This window comes from Catelliglobosispora koreensis DSM 44566 (assembly GCF_000379685.1).
GTDB lineage: Bacteria > Actinomycetota > Actinomycetes > Mycobacteriales > Micromonosporaceae > Catelliglobosispora > Catelliglobosispora koreensis.
In genome coordinates, this window is record NZ_KB903249.1 from 160,199 (window position 1) to 176,765 (window position 16,567).

Annotated in this window: 14 protein-coding genes; 8 read left to right on the forward strand and 6 right to left on the reverse strand. The window is 63.0% G+C overall.

The genetic code is table 11. From position 1 onward, the window contains the following. The first annotated feature begins 71 nt into the window (after window positions 1–71). Entirely contained in the window at window positions 72–2,996 is a 2,925-nt protein-coding gene (locus tag A3E1_RS0100825; protein WP_040390306.1) for a VWD domain-containing protein, read from the forward strand. On the opposite strand, the gene A3E1_RS0100830 is transcribed toward A3E1_RS0100825, so the two are convergent. Continuing rightward, window positions 2,997–3,590, reverse strand: a complete 594-nt coding sequence (locus A3E1_RS0100830; protein ID WP_157631237.1) for a hypothetical protein — start codon at window positions 3,588–3,590, stop codon at window positions 2,997–2,999. Window positions 3,591–3,780: 190 nt separating this feature from the next. Here A3E1_RS0100830 and A3E1_RS0100835 point away from each other — a divergent pair, with 190 nt between their 5' ends. Further along, complete coding sequence (locus tag A3E1_RS0100835; protein ID WP_020518847.1) at window positions 3,781–4,683, forward strand: sulfite exporter TauE/SafE family protein; 903 nt, start codon at window positions 3,781–3,783, stop codon at window positions 4,681–4,683. Here the strand turns inward: A3E1_RS0100835 and A3E1_RS0100840 are convergent. Next, window positions 4,680–6,032: a condensation domain-containing protein gene (locus A3E1_RS0100840; RefSeq protein WP_211215833.1), complete on the reverse strand. Its 1,353-nt coding sequence runs from the start codon at window positions 6,030–6,032 to the stop codon at window positions 4,680–4,682. The genes A3E1_RS0100835 and A3E1_RS0100840 overlap by 4 nt on opposite strands. Window positions 6,033–6,128: 96 nt before the next feature. Beyond that, window positions 6,129–7,484, reverse strand: a complete 1,356-nt coding sequence (locus A3E1_RS44260) for an HNH endonuclease signature motif containing protein (RefSeq protein ID WP_083929275.1) — start codon at window positions 7,482–7,484, stop codon at window positions 6,129–6,131. A 260-nt stretch (window positions 7,485–7,744) separates the two neighbouring features. Here A3E1_RS44260 and A3E1_RS0100855 point away from each other — a divergent pair, with 260 nt between their 5' ends. Continuing rightward, window positions 7,745–8,656, forward strand: coding sequence for an ADP-ribosylglycohydrolase family protein (locus A3E1_RS0100855; protein ID WP_026207952.1), 912 nt, complete (start codon window positions 7,745–7,747; stop codon window positions 8,654–8,656). Here the strand turns inward: A3E1_RS0100855 and A3E1_RS0100860 are convergent. Together A3E1_RS0100860 and A3E1_RS0100865 are read right to left on the reverse strand one after the other, a co-directional pair. Next, complete coding sequence (locus A3E1_RS0100860) at window positions 8,653–9,132, reverse strand: cupin domain-containing protein (RefSeq protein WP_020518851.1); 480 nt, start codon at window positions 9,130–9,132, stop codon at window positions 8,653–8,655. The genes A3E1_RS0100855 and A3E1_RS0100860 overlap by 4 nt on opposite strands. Window positions 9,133–9,322: 190 nt before the next feature. Further along, window positions 9,323–9,985, reverse strand: coding sequence for a nucleotidyltransferase domain-containing protein (locus tag A3E1_RS0100865; protein ID WP_020518852.1), 663 nt, complete (start codon window positions 9,983–9,985; stop codon window positions 9,323–9,325). A gap of 237 nt (window positions 9,986–10,222) precedes the next feature. On the opposite strand from A3E1_RS0100865, the gene A3E1_RS0100870 reads away from it, so the two are divergent. The 5 genes from A3E1_RS0100870 (at window position 10,223) to A3E1_RS47640 (ending at window position 16,274) form a co-directional block, all read left to right on the forward strand. Next, entirely contained in the window at window positions 10,223–10,636 is a 414-nt protein-coding gene (locus A3E1_RS0100870; RefSeq protein ID WP_020518853.1) for a TrmH family RNA methyltransferase, read from the forward strand. A 20-nt stretch (window positions 10,637–10,656) separates the two neighbouring features. Then, the gene (locus tag A3E1_RS0100875; RefSeq protein ID WP_020518854.1) at window positions 10,657–11,442 is read left to right on the forward strand and encodes a TIGR02452 family protein; all 786 of its coding nucleotides are present in this window, start codon (window positions 10,657–10,659) and stop codon (window positions 11,440–11,442) included. Window positions 11,443–11,667: 225 nt separating this feature from the next. Continuing rightward, window positions 11,668–12,996: an RICIN domain-containing protein gene (locus A3E1_RS0100880; protein ID WP_020518855.1), complete on the forward strand. Its 1,329-nt coding sequence runs from the start codon at window positions 11,668–11,670 to the stop codon at window positions 12,994–12,996. A gap of 104 nt (window positions 12,997–13,100) precedes the next feature. Continuing rightward, a complete protein-coding gene (locus A3E1_RS0100885) occupies window positions 13,101–14,861 on the forward strand; it encodes a galactose-binding domain-containing protein (protein WP_051104759.1) in 1,761 nt (586 codons plus the stop codon). 75 nt (window positions 14,862–14,936) lie between these two features. Beyond that, window positions 14,937–16,274, forward strand: a complete 1,338-nt coding sequence (locus tag A3E1_RS47640) for an RNA polymerase sigma factor (RefSeq protein WP_169454348.1) — start codon at window positions 14,937–14,939, stop codon at window positions 16,272–16,274. Here the strand turns inward: A3E1_RS47640 and A3E1_RS46815 are convergent. Beyond that, window positions 16,271–16,426, reverse strand: a complete 156-nt coding sequence (locus A3E1_RS46815; RefSeq protein ID WP_157631238.1) for a hypothetical protein — start codon at window positions 16,424–16,426, stop codon at window positions 16,271–16,273. The genes A3E1_RS47640 and A3E1_RS46815 overlap by 4 nt on opposite strands. Window positions 16,427–16,567 lie beyond the last annotated feature (141 nt).

Here is a 16,567-nt window from a genome sequence, read left to right on the forward strand (position 1 = left end):
AGTGGGGGTCGTGCCAGACAGGTAGCTGACAATACAGACCATTGCAAGAGCGCTCGACCTACGGTGCAGCCATGCTTTTCCGCCGCTTGATCGTGCCAGGGTTACTGCTGTTGATGTCGCTTGGTGCGACTTCTACAGCTCATGCCGAAGAGTCCGGATTGGACATAAAGGTACTGAGTGCAGGCCCCGCAGTGCTCCTCACCAACAACACCGGTAAGGCGTGCCAGATCGTTGGCGGGTCAGCGCTTGGCACGGTCGCCTTCACCAAAGTGGAGCAGGACGGCAAGGTCATCGCGGCACAGCCCACCGAGGTCTCGTTCGCCGAGAGCCTGGAATTGCTTCTGACCCAACGACTTCGGACACTTGAGCCAGGTCAGTCGGCGGAGGTCCCCCTGGCGGTCACGAAAGACGGCACGCTGCTAGAGATGGTGACCTGGTCGCCCTCGGCTGGCACGAACGCCGCGATCTTCCCCCTGGAAAAGGGAAAGCCGCTGTCGCTTGAAGTTGTTTATTCCGTTCCTGTCACGGGTGACGGGAAAGTGCCCGTGTGCCCGCCGGCCACCGTGCGCGCGACAGCGGGCGGAAGTGACGCCACCGGTTCGCCACAGTGGATGTTCTACGCGGGCGGGGCCGTCATCGTGCTGCTTATCTTGCTCGCCTTGTTCTGGCTGCTGCGCCGCAAGCGCCGTGGTCCCGTCGCGGGAGCCGTCGCGCTGATTTTGGCTGTGGCGCTGGGCATTAGCGCACCGGGCGAACCAGCGCACGCCACCATCACGAACACGGACACTACCTTGCAGGGTGCCTTCGACAATTGCATGAGCACCCTGCGGCAGCCCGGAAACGACCCGTCCGGAATCCTGCCAGCCCTTGACGCCGCCGGGGTCACCATCACCATCCACCGGCCGGATCACCCGGGCGACGACCACACCACCGCGCTAAGCCCCGAGCGCATCTTCATCTTCTGGGATCCCGACACCCCGCACACCTACCACGGCGGTGGCGGAGCCGCCGACCCGTGCACGACGCTCTATCACGAGCTCTATCACGCGTGGCAGCACAATCAGCACACGTACAGCCGCGACGAATGCGCCACTTCCGACGGCGAAGGCCGCACGCTGGAACGGTCCGAAGTGGAGGCGACCCACGCGCAGAACGGATTGCGCCGCATCCTCGGCCTGCCGCTGCGCGATCACTATGGGGACGTGCCGCTGCCCGACGACTGCAAACCGCCGCAGCCACCCGGCTCGTGCCAAGGTCCTAGTTGTGGTGACTCTAACGGCGATCCGCACCTGCTGACGTTCGACGGCAAGCGCTATGACTTCCAAGCCGCCGGAGAGTTCGTTCTTTCCAGGCAAACCACCAGCGGGTACGAAGTGCAGGTGCGCCAGCAACCCGTCTCCCGTTCACGGCAAGTCGCGGTAAACACTTCTGTGGCCATGAAAGTGGGCCAGGAAAGAGTTGAGATCAGGCAAACTGAGCACGGCCCGGAACTGCTGATCGGCGGCGAGCTAAAGCCTTGGCGCAACAGCGGTGTCAACGGCGGCAGCGTCAAGATTGACCGTGACCGCGCCGAAATCGAGTGGCGCGACGGACCCAAAGCCTTCGTGCGCCCGATCGGCCGGTGGGGCTTGCACGTGACACTGCAGCCAGATGCCGATCAGGTGGGCAAACTTGAAGGGCTGCTAGGGGATTTCGACGGCAACTCCGCCAATGACATCAAGGCTCACGGTGGTACCCCCATCGCCGTTCCTGATTTCAAAGCGTTATATCCCGCGTTCGCCGACAGCTGGCGGATCACCCAGCAGTCGTCACTGTTCACTTACGCCCCAGGAACCTCGACAGAAACCTTTACGGACAAGAACTTCCCCGACGCTGAGATCGTGGTCGACAACCTGCCCAACCGGGCGATGGCCGAGGCGATCTGCCGCCGCCATGGTGTCACCGACCCGGTGCTGCTGATCGGCTGCATCGTGGACGTGGCCCTGACCGGGCAAGCCGACTTCGCTGAAGCGCTTGGCGCAGGACAAGAGTTCACGGGAGGCCACGAATTCGAGGGGCCGAAATTCGCTGTGCGCCTGGACAAACGCGGTGACACGGCGACCGTTGAGTTCGATGGCACCGCTGGACAGCAAGTCTTCATTGACATCCCTGGCACGACGCTGCCCAACAACTGTGGTGTCTTGTCCTTGCTAGCGCCTGATGGCAAAGAACTCAAGAGCGGCTGCATCATCAGCCACCGCGGCTACATCGACGCCACGAAACTTCCCGTCACGGGCAAGTACAAGGTGACGGTTGAGGCCCGCACGGCTCCCGGCATGGCACGGCTAACCGTCATCACGATCACTGACCAGACTGGCACTCTGACTCCAGGAGCGGCGCCGACCGTGGTGCGGCTCGACAAGCCCGGCATGACTGGCCGTTTCACGATCGCTGGCCGCAAAGATCAGAAGATTTACGTTAACGTCTCGCGCTCTTCGCTGACTAGTCAGTGCGGGATTCTCGACCTGCTCGGCCCGGATGGCCGTGCGATCCACAGTGGCTGCGTCGTGAACGGCGAAGGGGAACTGGACGGATTCGTCTTGCCCGCCGACGGCACCTACACCGTGACGATCGATCCCCATGACCGCAGAGTGGGCGACGCGGCTATCCGCCTGATCAACGCGATCGACCAGCGAGCCACGATCACCCCGAATGGCCCTGCCGTCATCGCGAGAATTCAGCAGCCGGGCGCGGAATCGTTCTTCACCTTCAGCGGCACAGCCGGTCAGCGCGTTTTCGTTGAAGCGCCGATCTCGTCCCTGCCGAGTCAATGCGGAGTGCTTGACCTAGCTGGGCCAAACGGCGACATCGTCACGAGTGGCTGCATCGTGGGTGGCGACGGTGGCATCGCCGAAAGGGATGGCTTTGTACTTCCGGCGACCGGGACCTACACGATTATCGTCGACCCGAACGCCGCTGCCGTCGGCGATGCCACCTTGCGTCTGAAGGTGCAGTGATCAGTTGGGATGGTCGATCTGCTCAAACGCTTCAGCCAGAAGGTTCTGGAAGAAGGCATCTGAATAGGCATCGTCACTGAGCACCAGCTCGACCACATATTGCTTATATGCGGCCACGAGCACGGCTGACCGGCTTTCGCCCTGGATGAGTGCGCGGAAGCCGGTAACGCTGTCCCCGAACTCAACCGGTTTGAGGCTGACGGCCGGGCCGTCGGAGAACCTCATCTGTGGGCATTGCTCGATCGCCACATCCAATTGACGGATGTGCTCACTGCCAGCCGGGTCATAGACCACGGTCTGTTCGAGAATGTCGCCCGCGGCCGTATAGAACGGCTGCACGCCAGAATCGGTCAAGCCGGTGTTCTGCGCTAGGACCGCCGTGTCGAGCGCGGTGCAGCCGCTCGGCTCGGTCGTGCCCGCAGGCCCGGTCACCCCGGTTGTTACCAGCCGGTCGGCGATCCAGGGCTTCCCGGTCGCTTCAAGCAGATCTTCCTCTGTGAGAAGCAGCAATTGCAGCTCTTCCCGCGTGGGATCCCCGCGCTCAGCCGTGACGTTGGCCGCTCCGGTCAAGCCGGACGCTGCGAGCAGCGCCATAGCCGGCAACATCACTACCGATCCTGTGAACATCGCGCCCCCCGTTGCGATCATTCATTTCGATCTCGGATCGCAACCTTACCCCGCCTGCAAGCTTCCTGAAATGCCTGAACAAGATTTTTCGGGCCCATATGCTGGGCCTCCCTAGATTTCCTACCTTTTATATGGGAATAATGGCCGAGTGGATTGGATGCTGGTTGCCGCTGGGTTTGGCGTCGGGATCGTCGTCGGCCTGACGGGCATGGGCGGCGGCGCCCTCATGACGCCCGTGCTCGTGCTGTTCTTCGGCATCCCACCCTTAAGCGCGGTCTCCAGTGACCTGGTCGCCAGCGCGATCATGAAGCCGGTTGGCTCGGCTGTTCATATCCGCCGCGGCCGCGTGGACTGGCGCCTGGTGAAGTGGCTCTGCATCGGCAGCATCCCGGCAGCGTTCTGCGGTGTGCTGCTCTCCAAAGCGCTCGGCGACGGCGAACGCGTGCATGACGTGGTCCAGATCGCCCTCGGCATCGCACTCCTGCTCGCCGTGGCCGGGCTCGTGGGGCGATCGTTCATCCGGCTGCGCGAGCAGCCCGGGCAAAGCAGCGAGCGTGAAGTCCCGCGCGTGACTGTCCGTCCACTGGCGACAGTCATCCTCGGAGCGGTCGGCGGTGTCGTCGTCGGCATGACCAGCGTCGGCTCCGGCTCACTGATCATCGTCGCGCTTCTCGCGCTCTACCCGACACTTCGAGCGAACGACATCGTGGGCACCGACCTCGTACAAGCTGTGCCGCTCGTCGGAGCCGCTGCCCTCGGGCACCTGATCTTCGGTGACTTCCAGTTCGAGCTGACGACCGCGTTGCTGCTTGGTTCCATCCCGGGCGTCTTCCTCGGTGCGCAAGTGTCGTCGCGGGCTCCCGGCAGCTTGGTGCGGCGCGCTCTCGCCGTCGTGCTGATCGCCAGTGCCCTGAAACTTTTACACGCCTCCAACACGGTCGTGGTCATCGCGGTCGCCATCGCGATCCTCGGTGCCACCGTTGGCTGGCCCGCGCTGCGGCGGCGCCTCGCTCAGCGCCGGCCGCAGCTCGAACCAGCCGAGTTATCCGCTGTTGGCTAAGCAACACCCGTCACCGTCTGCGGATCAATAGCTGAGCTGACCAGCAGGTCTTCCATCAAACGCAAGATGTCTTCCTGCTCGCTCGCGGTCAGATGGTGCGTGTCCACGCGCAAGCTGTAATTAATGGTTTCCGCCACCAGGTTGACCGTCAGGAACGAGGTCATCTCCGGGATGCGCACAGGCGCACCCGGCTTCAAAGTGGACAGTGCCAGCGCCTCACGCAACTCCTGCTCGGTTGGCGTCGGCCCACCCGGCTGAATCGCCATGCCGCGCCGTCCATCGTTGAAGTAGCAGTTCAAATCCACTTCAACGCCACGCGCTTCCTTCACCCGCGCCTGCAGCGCGATGAACGCTTGAGGGTCGTAGTACCCATGCTTGCCAGCGCTGACCTGCGCCCGCCAAGCTCGCACGATCGCTTCCTCAAACGTGCAATTGGCGACGTCCATGACACACAGCCCAGGCTGGATAAGCACGCCGACCGACTCGGCGAACCCTGGCCGGAACCGGTTGCTGACAAGCGTTCGCACGACGCTCGGGTTGACTCCCGTGATCCTGGTCAAGGCCACCGCATAGGCGGCAAGAAGGATCGGCCCGCTGTGCAGCTGCACGCGGTTGGCAAGCACTTGCAGCGCAAGGAATGCCGCCCGCGAGTCGTATGTCGCGTCGATATAACGCGGCTCGCCCTGGTCACCCAACTCGCGGAACCGCACCGCCGGAATCGACATCATGTGCCGTTCCCAGTAGCGCAGTGAGGCCTCGCCAGCTCGTTGCCCTGCGGGGGAGTGCTGCTGCCGGGCGATTTCCCGCGGCTGCGTCCCTTGCCTGGGAGACAGATGCGCCCCCGTCTCCTGATCAAGGTTGCTCAGATCGCGGGTCAGCGCCTCGAAGCCGTATCCGTCGATGACAATGTGCGCATACATCGCTACAAAGTGGACGGGAGTGTCATTCTGCTGAATGATGGCCATTTTCACCGGCCAGTCAGTGTTCGCTTCAAACGGCTCATCAAGGAACCGTTGACGCACACTCTCGGCGAAGTCAGCCGCGTTAACCGTCTCTTCGATATCAATGACTTCTAGCGCTATCTCGCCCGAGTCTGCCACGACTTGCTTAGGCACACCGTCTTCGCCCACCTGAATCCTGGTTCGCAACGATTCGTGCCGGCTCATGATGAATGACAGCAGGTGGATAAGGTTTTGCTTCGTGGTTCCGGGGGCGAGGGGCATAGTCCCGCCGACCATCATCGGCGTGCCCGTTTCCAGCATTTGCCGCCAAATATTCTTCTGACCCCAGGTCAGCTCCTCAGAACCGGAACCCTCACCGGAAAAGGGCACCAGAATTCGCTGCACCACAGTGTGCTCCCACCAGACCAAAGTTTTCTTTGATCGTCAGAGAATAATATTTCAATGTCAATTGCCAGTTCGAGGGATACCCGTATGGGCCATCGTTCATGTTCGCAAATGGTAAAGGTTGCGTTGTGGTCTTTGTGTCGGGTCGGGCCATGCGGGTGGGGTGAATTCGGGGTGGCCGTTGTTGGTGATGGTGACGTGCCATTCGTTGTGGTGTAGGAGTCTGTGGTGGAAGCCGCAGATGAGGACGCTGTTGTGCAGGTTTGTGGTGCCGCCGTCTATCCAGTGGTTGATGTGGTGTGCGTGGCACCATTTGGGTGGGCGGTCGCAGCCGGGGAAGGCGCATCCTTTGTCGCGCAGGGTGAGGGCGCGGCGTAGTGGGCCGGTGATGAGGCGGCGTTCGCGGCCGAGGTCGAGTGGGACGCTGTTGGTGTCNAGGATGGACGGGATGATCCNGGCGTCGCAGGNTAGGNGCCGGATGGTGGNGGCGGTGAGTTGTTCGCCGGTATCCAGCGTCGCGTCCTGAACTTTCTGTGCGGTGACGTCGTAGGGTGCGGTGATGACGANTTGTGTTTTGGTTCCGCTGTTGGCGGGTAGGTCGTCTGTTTTGAGCGCGAGGTCTATCAGTTCTAGCAGGGCGTCGTGGCGGCGTTGTGCTGGTGTGCGTGGGTCGCGGAATGCTTGTGGTAGCGGCTGCCCGGCCATCTCCCGTACGGTGTCGGCTATTTCACCGGGTTCGCCGCGTCTGCTTTCGCATGCCTGACCCGCAGCGCAGGTGTCGGTGCTGCACAGGCATGCCGTCGCGACGGTGGCCGCTGGGCCGGTATTGCGTAGGCAAGCCGCTGGGCCGGTCTTGCAGAGGCATGCTGTGGAGATAGCGTTGGCAGAATTGGTGATGCAGGGGCAATCCGCCTCGCCGGTGGCCGTGGGACTGGTGTTGCAGGTGTCTAAGGGCGACGGTTTGGTGCGCGCCGGGTTACACAGCGGGTCGAGGGCGGCTTTCAATATGGCGGCGCCTTCGCCGGTGGTGTAGCCGGATAGCTGGTAGCGGCCGGTGCCATCGGCGCTGACGGTGAACGCGCGTGCTTCCCACGCCAGCCGGTCTTCGCGTTCTATCTGTTTACGTTCGTGTTCTTCAGCCTTGTCCGGGTCGACGTGACGCAGGATCCGCCGGCCTGCGATACGCAGCTCTTCCGGTTTCAACGATGCCGCCTGGCCGAGCAGGACGGCTGCTGCTTCTTCGCGCACACATGCGGGAACGGTGTCGGCCGCCTGTGCGATCTCGGCCGCTTGCGCCTCGGAAAGCTCTCCTGCGGCGAAGGCTTCAGCCACAGCGGGAACAGTGGGCAGGAGTTTGATCAGCCGCGCCATCTTCGACGCCGCAGCGTTGACCCCGACGCGGTGGGTGGCGTTCAGCCATGCCGGAACTGACGCATAGCCCTGCTGGTAGGGAATGTTGCGCCCGGCCTGTTCGGCGGACCGTGATCAGTTCGGCTTGCAGGACCCGGATGCTGTCACGGATATCGACTGCCGCGGAGGCGAGTTCGGTGTCGGACAAGGCAAATACTGCCCGTCCTGCTAGAACACCCCGCTGCCTCACAAACCCAACCCTACGAGCCGGGTCTGACAGAAACAGGCCGCCCCAGATTGCGGATATCAGCAACCACCAAACCCTTGCCCCACAACAGATCTTGGTTTGGTAGGATCAGTGCACGATGAGAAGTGTCCTAACTGGGGCGACCCGTCTTTCTTATGCGGCCGATAGTTTGGCCGGATTGTCTGTTGGTGATGCCCTTGGCGCACAGTATTTTATGGTCGGGCGTAAGGTTTCCGACCTCATGCAAGGAATTGTCCCGCCGCCGGTGTGGGAGTGGACCGACGATACCGAGATGGCCTGTTCGGTGTTCTGGATGCTGGGCCAAGAGGGCCGCATCGATCCTGACCGGCTGGCCCACGCGTTTGCGGACCGTTGCGAGCCGAATCGTGGCTACGGATACGGTGCGTTCATGATTCTGCGTCAGGTGCGCGAAGGCGTGCCGTGGGAAGATGCCGCGGCGCAAGCGTTTGACGGTCAGGGATCGTGTGGCAATGGTGCGGCGATGCGGGTAGCGCCGGTAGGCGCGTACTTCGCGGGAGAGCCAGCGAAAGCGGCCGTGCAGGCGGCTTTGTCGGCCAAGGTGACGCATGCGCACCCGGAAGGCGTTGCTGGCGCGATCGCGGTTGCCGTGGCGACGAGCTATGCGGTCGCGGGACGGATGGCGGCTGCTAAGCCGAAACCGGGACCGTTTCTCGACGCTGTCGTTGAGTCCATTCCGGACGGACAGGTGGCGAAGTATGTCAGAGCCGCGCGACGCATGCTGCACGTTCCGGTTGAAGAGGCAGCGCACTTGCTGGGCAACGGATCTCAGGTCACCGCACAAGACACAGTGCCGTTCACGCTGTGGGCGGCGGCGCGCTGGCTGAATGACTATCCGGCCGCGATCCGGGCTTGCGTGCAGGCCGGCGGCGACGTGGACACGACGTGCGCGATCGTTGGTGGAATCGTGGCGGGCTTTACTGGTACCAGCGGAATTCCTGAATCGTGGATCGCCTCGCGTGAGCCGCTGCCGGCCTGGAGCACGGCCTAGCTGAGGTTTATCTGGTCGTGCCGGGCGAACAGGTCCGCCCATTCCTGTTCGGAGGGTGTTCGCCCGGTACGCCGGATGTCGGCTAGCTCCTCGAAATACGCCTCGCGGGCGATGCCGGGGGCGAACAGAATCAGCATCGATGCGTCCGCGCCGGAGTTGTTGCTGAAGCCGTGGATGCCGCCCGGCGGCACGTAAAGGAAACCGCCTTCTTCGACGTCAATCCACTTGTCGCCGTTGAAGAACGTCATCACGCCGGACATGACGTAGAACGATTCGGAGAAGCTGCGGTGAAAATGTGCGCCCGCACCACCGGCCCCGGCGGGCATGTCCCAGCGGTACAAGCCGTATTGGCCATTCGTCACCGAACCGGGAGCAACGAAGGTCGCCGTGGTGCCAGATTGCGGGTTCATCGTTAGTTTTTCGAGATCGGTGCGCAAAACCGCACTCGTCTCGCCGCTATCGCCGAGATAACTCATGCTGAGTAATACTACCCAGCCGCGCCTCAACAATCAGGCGATGCACCTCCTCGTCAGCGGAACCCTTGTCCGGCAAGAATGTAGCGGCGGCTGCCTCTTCCAGAGTTGCCCGTAGGCGGAAGATGTCCGCTTCGAGAGCTGGCGTGGAAACGATTCCGGTCAGCCTGTCGTGCTCGCCAGTGGCAGGTTGTCAGAGGTGGTCACGGCGGGTCCTGATCAGGAAGTCGTTGATAGTAGGTCGGTCTGGCTCCTCGGGCAGCCTTGTCGTTGACTCCGCTTCGGCGAGCCGTTGCTCCCATGTGGCGGCGAGCGCTGACACGTCCTCCCATGAACGCTCGCCGTGTTTGATGGCAAGCAACGTTTCCCGGTGTTCACCGACATCAACCAACACTTCGTGGGTACTCAGTACGCCCACCCCCGCCATGAGTAGCCGGACCATGTGCATGGCCTGCTTCCACTTGATCTGCCCGGTGCGCCCCAACGTGTTGTCGAGCTTCTTGAGCTGATCGCGGGCGTAGTTACCGTACGACTGGGCGACCCGGCGCGACAGGAACGCCGTACGCACCGCAAGCAGTTCCTCCCCTGTTGCCGTTATGTGCTCAACAAGCGGTGACCAGAGGCACTCCAGCACGGTCGGGTTGGCTTGCAGCGCCAGCTCGCACAGTCGCTCGACCTCCCACGAGAACTCCTCCTCCCGCGGCCCGTCAAGGTGCGTGGGCGGCTTGTCGAGCTCCCAGAACAGCCGCGTCGGCACGACGAAAACGCCCCGCAGGTCGACGTCAGACGCGGGGCCAGCGAGCCCATAGGCCCGCGACCCCACGACACACGTGTATATCCGCTCGAATTCACTCATAGCCGTGGATCACCATTATTAGGGTCAGCAGCACTCAGCGATAGTGCCAGGCGGAATCTCGCTGTGCACACCCATTCTGCCCTGCCATACTGCTCCGATGACTGCTTACTCGCGCGGAGGCGCCTTTCTGCGGTGAGCCCGGCGATCCGGGTTAGGCCGCCTCGTGAACTGAAAGCGGCCCGCCGGCGGCGGCCGCATGCGTGCTGGGGTCACCTCATCGCCGCGCCGTTGTGGCCGATGCATGATGCCAATCTAGGGACCTTGCTGCGCACCTGTGATGCTGTTGGAGCCTGTTTGGCGGTGCCGGCGTTTCGCTGGGTGGACGAGGCTTTGGCCCGTGGCAATACGTTGCGGCACCGTAGTTGCGTGCACCGCGTGCGGAATCCGGTTCAGTGGCTGGGTGAGGAGCGCTCACGGAGTACCAGAATCATTGGGGTTGAATTGGCCGACGAGTCCATTCGCCTGGCGGATCTGGCACCCGCCCGGCAGCGGACGGTCATGGTGCTGGGGCACGAGGCGACCGGGATCCCGCCGGAAGCGCTTGACCTGCTGGACGCGGTGGTGGAGATCCCAATGGTGGGCACGGGGGCGAGCCTCAACGTCGCGGTGGCGGGGTCGCTGGTGCTATATAAGCTCGCGGGATTGCTGTGACGCCGATACGCTCGTCTGTCATGAGTGGACGGTTGCGTGAGATCGCCCGGCAGACCGTGGAAATCGCGGAGGCGGGTCACTACACGCACCCGGATTTCGGCAGGCGGCAACTCGCCCCTATGGGGGAGACCCGGCATTACGTTCCGGGGACACCGGTAACCCTTGCGGGAGAACGTAACCCGGCTCCGAGCATCGAGGTGACGCACGAGTCGACGTTGCAGGCCGCGGCACGAGCGGGTGATCGGGCGGTCTGCCTCAACTTCGCCTCGGCGAAGAACCCGGGCGGTGGTTTTCTCGGCGGCGCTGAGGCGCAGGAGGAAAGCTTGGCGAGAGCGTCGTCGCTTTACCTTTCGCTCCTTAAGGCTCCCGAGTTCTACGCGTTTCACCGGGCGCAGCGGGATCTGCGTTACAGCGACCGGGTCATCTATTCACAGAACGTTTCTGTGTTCCGCAACGACAAGGGTGCTCTGCTCGAAGAGCCTTATGTCACTAGCTTCCTCACGTCGGCGGCGCCGAATCTGGGCGCGATCCTGCGCAATCAGCCGGACTTCGCCGATAGCGTGCCGGAAGTATTGCACCGCAGGGCGATCAGGGTGCTCGAAGTCGCTGCGGCACACGGCCACCGCACTGTCGTGCTTGGAGCGTGGGGCTGTGGCGTGTTCCGCAACGATCCTGCGGTCGTCGCCGAAGCGTTCCGGGAAGCGCTCAAAGAGGTGGACCGGTTCGACCACGTCATCTTCGCGATCTACGATCACCTGAGCGGAACGCCGGTGTACCAGGCGTTCGCTGAGGCATTTCGACCATGACATAGGCGAAGTTGCAGGTTTGTTTGCATTCATTGACATCAGTTAACGGATGCCGCTAGCGTCGCGGAGTAGGAAAGCGCTTTCCGTAATATCGCTCCCTTTGTGCTCGCCACCAGGGCTTCGCCCGGGGCTCTCGTGCGCGAGCCGTCTCCTTTGGAGGTCACCATGCGGCGATGGCGTGTGGCAGCGTTAGCGTTTCTAGCCTTCGTGTCCGGCGGGGCAATAATGGCCCTTTCGGCACCAGCCCAAGCGGTCACGATCAACCCAAGTGCTTGGTACGTCATAGTTTCGCGGCACAGCGGGAAAGTCGTCGACCTGTACAATCTCAGCACGGCTGACGGTGCCCCGATCGTGCAGTGGGCACGTAACAACGGAAACCAGCAGCAGTGGCAGTTCGTGGATGCCGGAAGCGGCTATTACAAACTGAAGTCACGGCACAGCGGGAAGGTCCTGGAGCTGCCAAACGCGCAGGACGGAACGCAGCTCGTGCAGAACGCCGACAATGGCACGACACGGCAGCACTTCGCGGTCCGTGACACCGACAGCGGATACGTCAAGTTCCTCAATCGCCACAGTGGCAAGGCATTGGACGTGTGGGAATGGTCCACTGCCGACGGTGGGCGCATCGCGCAGTACGCCGATCTCGGTGGCTGGAACCAGCAGTGGCAGCTCGTGGAAGTGGGCGGTGGTGGTGGGGGTAACCCGACCGGCCTCGTCGGCTGGGCGACGCAAGGCGGCGGCACGACCGGCGGCGGAAGTGCTTCGCCGACAACGGTTACGAGCGCGAGTGCGCTGTCGAGTGCCGTGTCTGGCACAACCGCACGAGTCGTGCGGATCTCAGGCACGATCTCGTGCTCCGGCATGATTTCGGTCGGGTCGAACAAGACGATCCTTGGCAACTCCGGCGCGACGATCGCTGGCTGTGGGCTCAATGTTTCCAACGCCAGCAACGTCATCATCCGCAACATTTCCTTCCGCGACTGGGATGACGACGCCATCAACGTGCAGTATTCGACGCGCGTCTGGGTCGACCACAACAGTTTCACCAACGGTTACGACGGGGCGGTCGACGTTAAGCGCGCTTCCGATTACGTCACGATTTCGTGGAACCGGATTTACGGTCACGACAAGTCCATGTTGCTCGGTCACAGCGACGACAACGCGAGTGAAGACCAGGGCAAGCTGCGCGTGACCTATCACCACAACTGGTTTGACGGTTCCGGCACGCGGCATCCGCGGGTCCGGTTCGGCAACCCGGTGCACGTGTACAACAACTACTACCGCGACAACGAATACGGCGTCGCCTCTACCATGGGCGCCGGCGTGCTCGTTGAAGGCAACTACTTCGAAGGCGTGGAAGAGCCGACCTTGGTTGGTTACGCCAGCTCGGCTGACGGTGCGGTGGTGCAGCGCAACAACTACTTCACCGGTTCAGGCACGCCTGAAAGCGGTGGCAGTGTCGCTGGCATTCCGTACGCGTACACGCTGGAAAGTGCGACCGCGGTTAAGGGGAGTGTGACGGCGGGCGCGGGCGCTGGGCGCATCAGCGTCTAGTGACCGGCTCAAGATTCTATTTGCGACAGTCGCATCTCACTGAGAGGATGCCGAGAGAGCGCTCTCCAGGATAAGCAATCTCGGCATTCCTTTTGGGAGATGAGATGCGAGTACTCCGTCCTGCTCGCAGGGTCACGGTACTAGCCGTGGCCCTGTCCCTGCTCACGAGCACCATCACGTTTCTCGCCGTCCGGGCGGCAGCCGCACCGGTGCTGTTGTCGCAAGGAAAACCAGCCACCGCGTCATCGGCCGAAAACGCCGCGTTCCCAGCGTCGGCCGCCTTCGATGGCAGCACGTCAACCAGATGGTCCAGCGCTTTCGGCGATCCACAGTGGATTCAAGTGGACCTGGGAACCACGGCGACCTTGAGCCAAGTCGTGCTGACCTGGGAGGCCGCGTTCGCCCGGTCGTTCCAGATCCAAACTGGCGCTTCAGCGACCGGTCCCTGGACGACGATCTATTCAACGACGACAGGCGCTGGCGGAACGCAAACTCTCACGGTCAGTGGCAGTGGACGATTCGTGCGGATGAACGGCACGGTCCGCGGCACGCCCTACGGCTACTCGCTCTTCGAGTTCCAGGTCTACGGTGAGACAAGCGGTGGCGGCACCTGCACCGACAACGCCGCGCTGAACCGGCCCGCGTCAGCGTCCTCGGTCGAGAACGCGACGTTCCCCGCATCGGCCGCGTTCGACGGCAGCACGGCGACTAGGTGGTCGAGTGCGTTTGGCGATCCACAATGGATTCAGGTCGACCTCGGCACCGCACAGCAGATCTGCCAGGTGGTGCTTACGTGGGAGGCCGCGTTCGCGAGGTCGTTCCAGATCCAGACGGGTGCTTCGGCGACCGGCCCGTGGACGACGATCCACTCAACGACGACGGGAGCTGGCGGAACGCAGACTCTCAATGTCACGGGCAGTGGACGGTTCGTGCGGATGAACGGCACGGTCCGGGGCACGCCTTATGGCTATTCGCTATTCGAATTCGTGGTCCGCACGGGTACGAGTCCCACGAGCAGCCCGACGCCATCGCCGACGCCCAGCGATCCGCCCGGCGGTTTCTGGGGTGACACATCCACGATCCCACCTGCGCAAAACGTGGTGATGGTCAAGATTCTCAACCGCACCAACGGCCGGTACCCCGATAGCCAGGTCTACTGGAGCTACAACGGTGTCGTGCGCTCGATCGCGGAGCAGCCGTATTTCGACATGCCCGCGAACACGGCCGGCCGGATGTACTTCTACCTCGGCTCGCCCACGAGCCAGTACTTCGACTTCATCGAGTTCACCGTCGGGCCGGACGCCTTCCACGGCAACACGACGCGCGTGGACGCGTTTGGGCTCAAGCTCGCGATGCGGCTGCGTGCTCACGACGGCTATGACGCGCAAGTAGGAGAAGACCAGGCGACCTTCGCTGAGGACAGGTCTGTCACGTATCAGAAGTTCGTCAACGAGGTGCCAGCTCAATTCGACGTGCTGGCCGACAATCCTTACCGCATCGTGTCTCCCGGCAATCACCCGTCGTTCCGGGCTGGTGGTGTGAACACGGGCTACTTCACCGCCTATGCCCAGTCGGTGGGCAGCAGCGCTTCGACGTCAGACATCTTCGGTTGCGCGGGTTCGCTTTCGGAAGCACCGCCGTTGTGCTCGGCGCTCAACCGGCACGTGGCTCACCTGCCACAGTCGCAGTGGTCGACGCCAAGCCTGTACTACCAGGCTGCCCCGGCTAACTACTACTCGAAGTTCTGGCACGACCACTCCATCAACAAACTGTCGTACGGCTTCCCTTACGACGACTATGCCGATCAGTCATCGTTCATTTCGCGCGGCAACCCGCAGTGGCTGCTCGTCGCGGTTGGCTGGTAACTGACAGCGCTGGTAACTGACAGAAGGGGTGGCTGGGGGTTTCCCGGTCACCCCACGCCCTTTATAGTGGCCGCCGTGGATGACCGGGAGCTAGCAGTCGCGATCGCGGCCAACGACCCCCGGGGTCTCGACGGGGCCTACCGGCGCTACGCGGGACCTCTGTTGTCGTATTCGCGTTCGCTCATAGGTGACGGCGACGCCGCGGCCGACGCTGTGCAGGACACGTTCCTGCTGGCCAGTCGCAACATTGGGCAGCTGCGTGACCCTGACCGGTTGCGCCCCTGGCTCTACGCGATCGCCCGGCACGAAGCCCTGCGCCAGCTCAAGCAACGCGCCCGGCATGAGCCGCTTGAGACAGCTCCCGAGCCGGTTCAGGACACCCTGGACCTGGCGTCGGCCGTGCACTCCGAAGAGATCGCCTCGGTGGTTCACGCCGCCAAGAGCGGACTGTCCGATGGGGCACGGGAAATCGCCGAGCTGGCGATCCGCCACAACATGTCCGCGCCCGAGATCGCCGCTGTCATGGACGTCCCGCTCAATCACGCCCACGCACAGCTTTCCAAAGCACGCGAGCAGCTGCTGATCTCGCTGGAAGCACTCATGCTCGCGCGCGGCAACCGTGACGCTTGCCCGGGTCTGGCCGAGATCCTGAAAGACTGGGATGGCGAGTTAACTCCCTTGCTGCGCAAGAGAATCAACCGCCACGCCGAGGGGTGCGAAAGCTGCGGCGAGGCACGCAAGACCCGTCTCAATCCAGCTGTTCTTCTTTCTGGGTACGCAGCGATGCCGTTCGCGATCGTGCCGGAACTCGAACTCAAGTCGGCCACCCCGGCCGCCGAGCCGAAGTGGCACCGCGACACCGGTTTCCCGGTGCAGAGCCAGCCGTCGAAGAAACCGTCCGTGGCACTGGCCGCGGCGGCCGCCGCGATCGTCTTGTTCCTGGGCGGCGGTGCGACGGCGGTGATGCTGTCCAAAATGGACGAACCAGCCGCGCAGCCACCGATGACTCCGCGCAGCGGATCGCCTATGCCATCCGCTTCTCCATCTCCGTCACCGTCGCCTTCGCCGTCCAGCGAGCCATCGTTCTCACCGTCCCCTGTGGTCACGAAAACGTCCTCGAAACCGGCCGCCCCGCCACCACTCGTTTTCACCGCTACAGGCTCAGCGACCTGCAACGCGTCGGGCCAGATCGCCTTTGTCGTCAACGTTTCCGCCAACGTCGTGCTGGATACCGCCTCGCTGAAATGGCCAGCTACCGCTGCTATGACGGTCAACCAGAAGAACGCTGTCGTGACGGTCTCGGCGAACGGCTCTTCCTCGCCGGCGACACTCGCCTGGCATGTTGAAGTGACCGCTCGGGATGGCCGCTTCCTTCGTGGGCCGGACCAGACCACCGACAATCCGTGCTACTAGCGTCCTGCTGACTCGTTGCCCGTTGCCCGTTGCCCGTTGCCCGTTGCCCGTTGCCCGTTGCCCGTTGCCCGTTGCCCGTTGCCCGTTGCCCGTTGCCCGTTGCCCGTTCGTGGTGCTCGCCGTTGATCGACCTGGTCGTGATCGACATCCACAACGCAGATCCACATCCACTCAGACGTGATCAACAGGCGGTTTGATCACGTCCCAGCGGATGTGGATCACGAGAAGGCGCGGTGCGGCAAGCAGAAGGCGCGGTGCGGCAAGCAGAAGGCGCGGTGCGAGGAGAAGGCGCG

Coding starts and splice junctions, on each gene's coding strand:
- A3E1_RS0100880 (WP_020518855.1), top strand. CDS start 11,668: ATGGCCCTTTCGGCACCAGCCCAAGCGGTCACGATCAACCCAAGTGCT.
- A3E1_RS0100870 (WP_020518853.1), top strand. CDS start 10,223: ATGCATGATGCCAATCTAGGGACCTTGCTGCGCACCTGTGATGCTGTT.
- A3E1_RS0100825 (WP_040390306.1), top strand. CDS start 72: ATGCTTTTCCGCCGCTTGATCGTGCCAGGGTTACTGCTGTTGATGTCG.
- A3E1_RS0100875 (WP_020518854.1), top strand. CDS start 10,657: ATGAGTGGACGGTTGCGTGAGATCGCCCGGCAGACCGTGGAAATCGCG.
- A3E1_RS0100885 (WP_051104759.1), top strand. CDS start 13,101: ATGCGAGTACTCCGTCCTGCTCGCAGGGTCACGGTACTAGCCGTGGCC.
- A3E1_RS0100830 (WP_157631237.1), bottom strand. CDS start 3,590: ATGGCGCTGCTCGCAGCGTCCGGCTTGACCGGAGCGGCCAACGTCACG.
- A3E1_RS0100865 (WP_020518852.1), bottom strand. CDS start 9,985: ATGAGTGAATTCGAGCGGATATACACGTGTGTCGTGGGGTCGCGGGCC.
- A3E1_RS0100855 (WP_026207952.1), top strand. CDS start 7,745: ATGAGAAGTGTCCTAACTGGGGCGACCCGTCTTTCTTATGCGGCCGAT.
- A3E1_RS0100835 (WP_020518847.1), top strand. CDS start 3,781: ATGCTGGTTGCCGCTGGGTTTGGCGTCGGGATCGTCGTCGGCCTGACG.
- A3E1_RS0100860 (WP_020518851.1), bottom strand. CDS start 9,132: ATGAGTTATCTCGGCGATAGCGGCGAGACGAGTGCGGTTTTGCGCACC.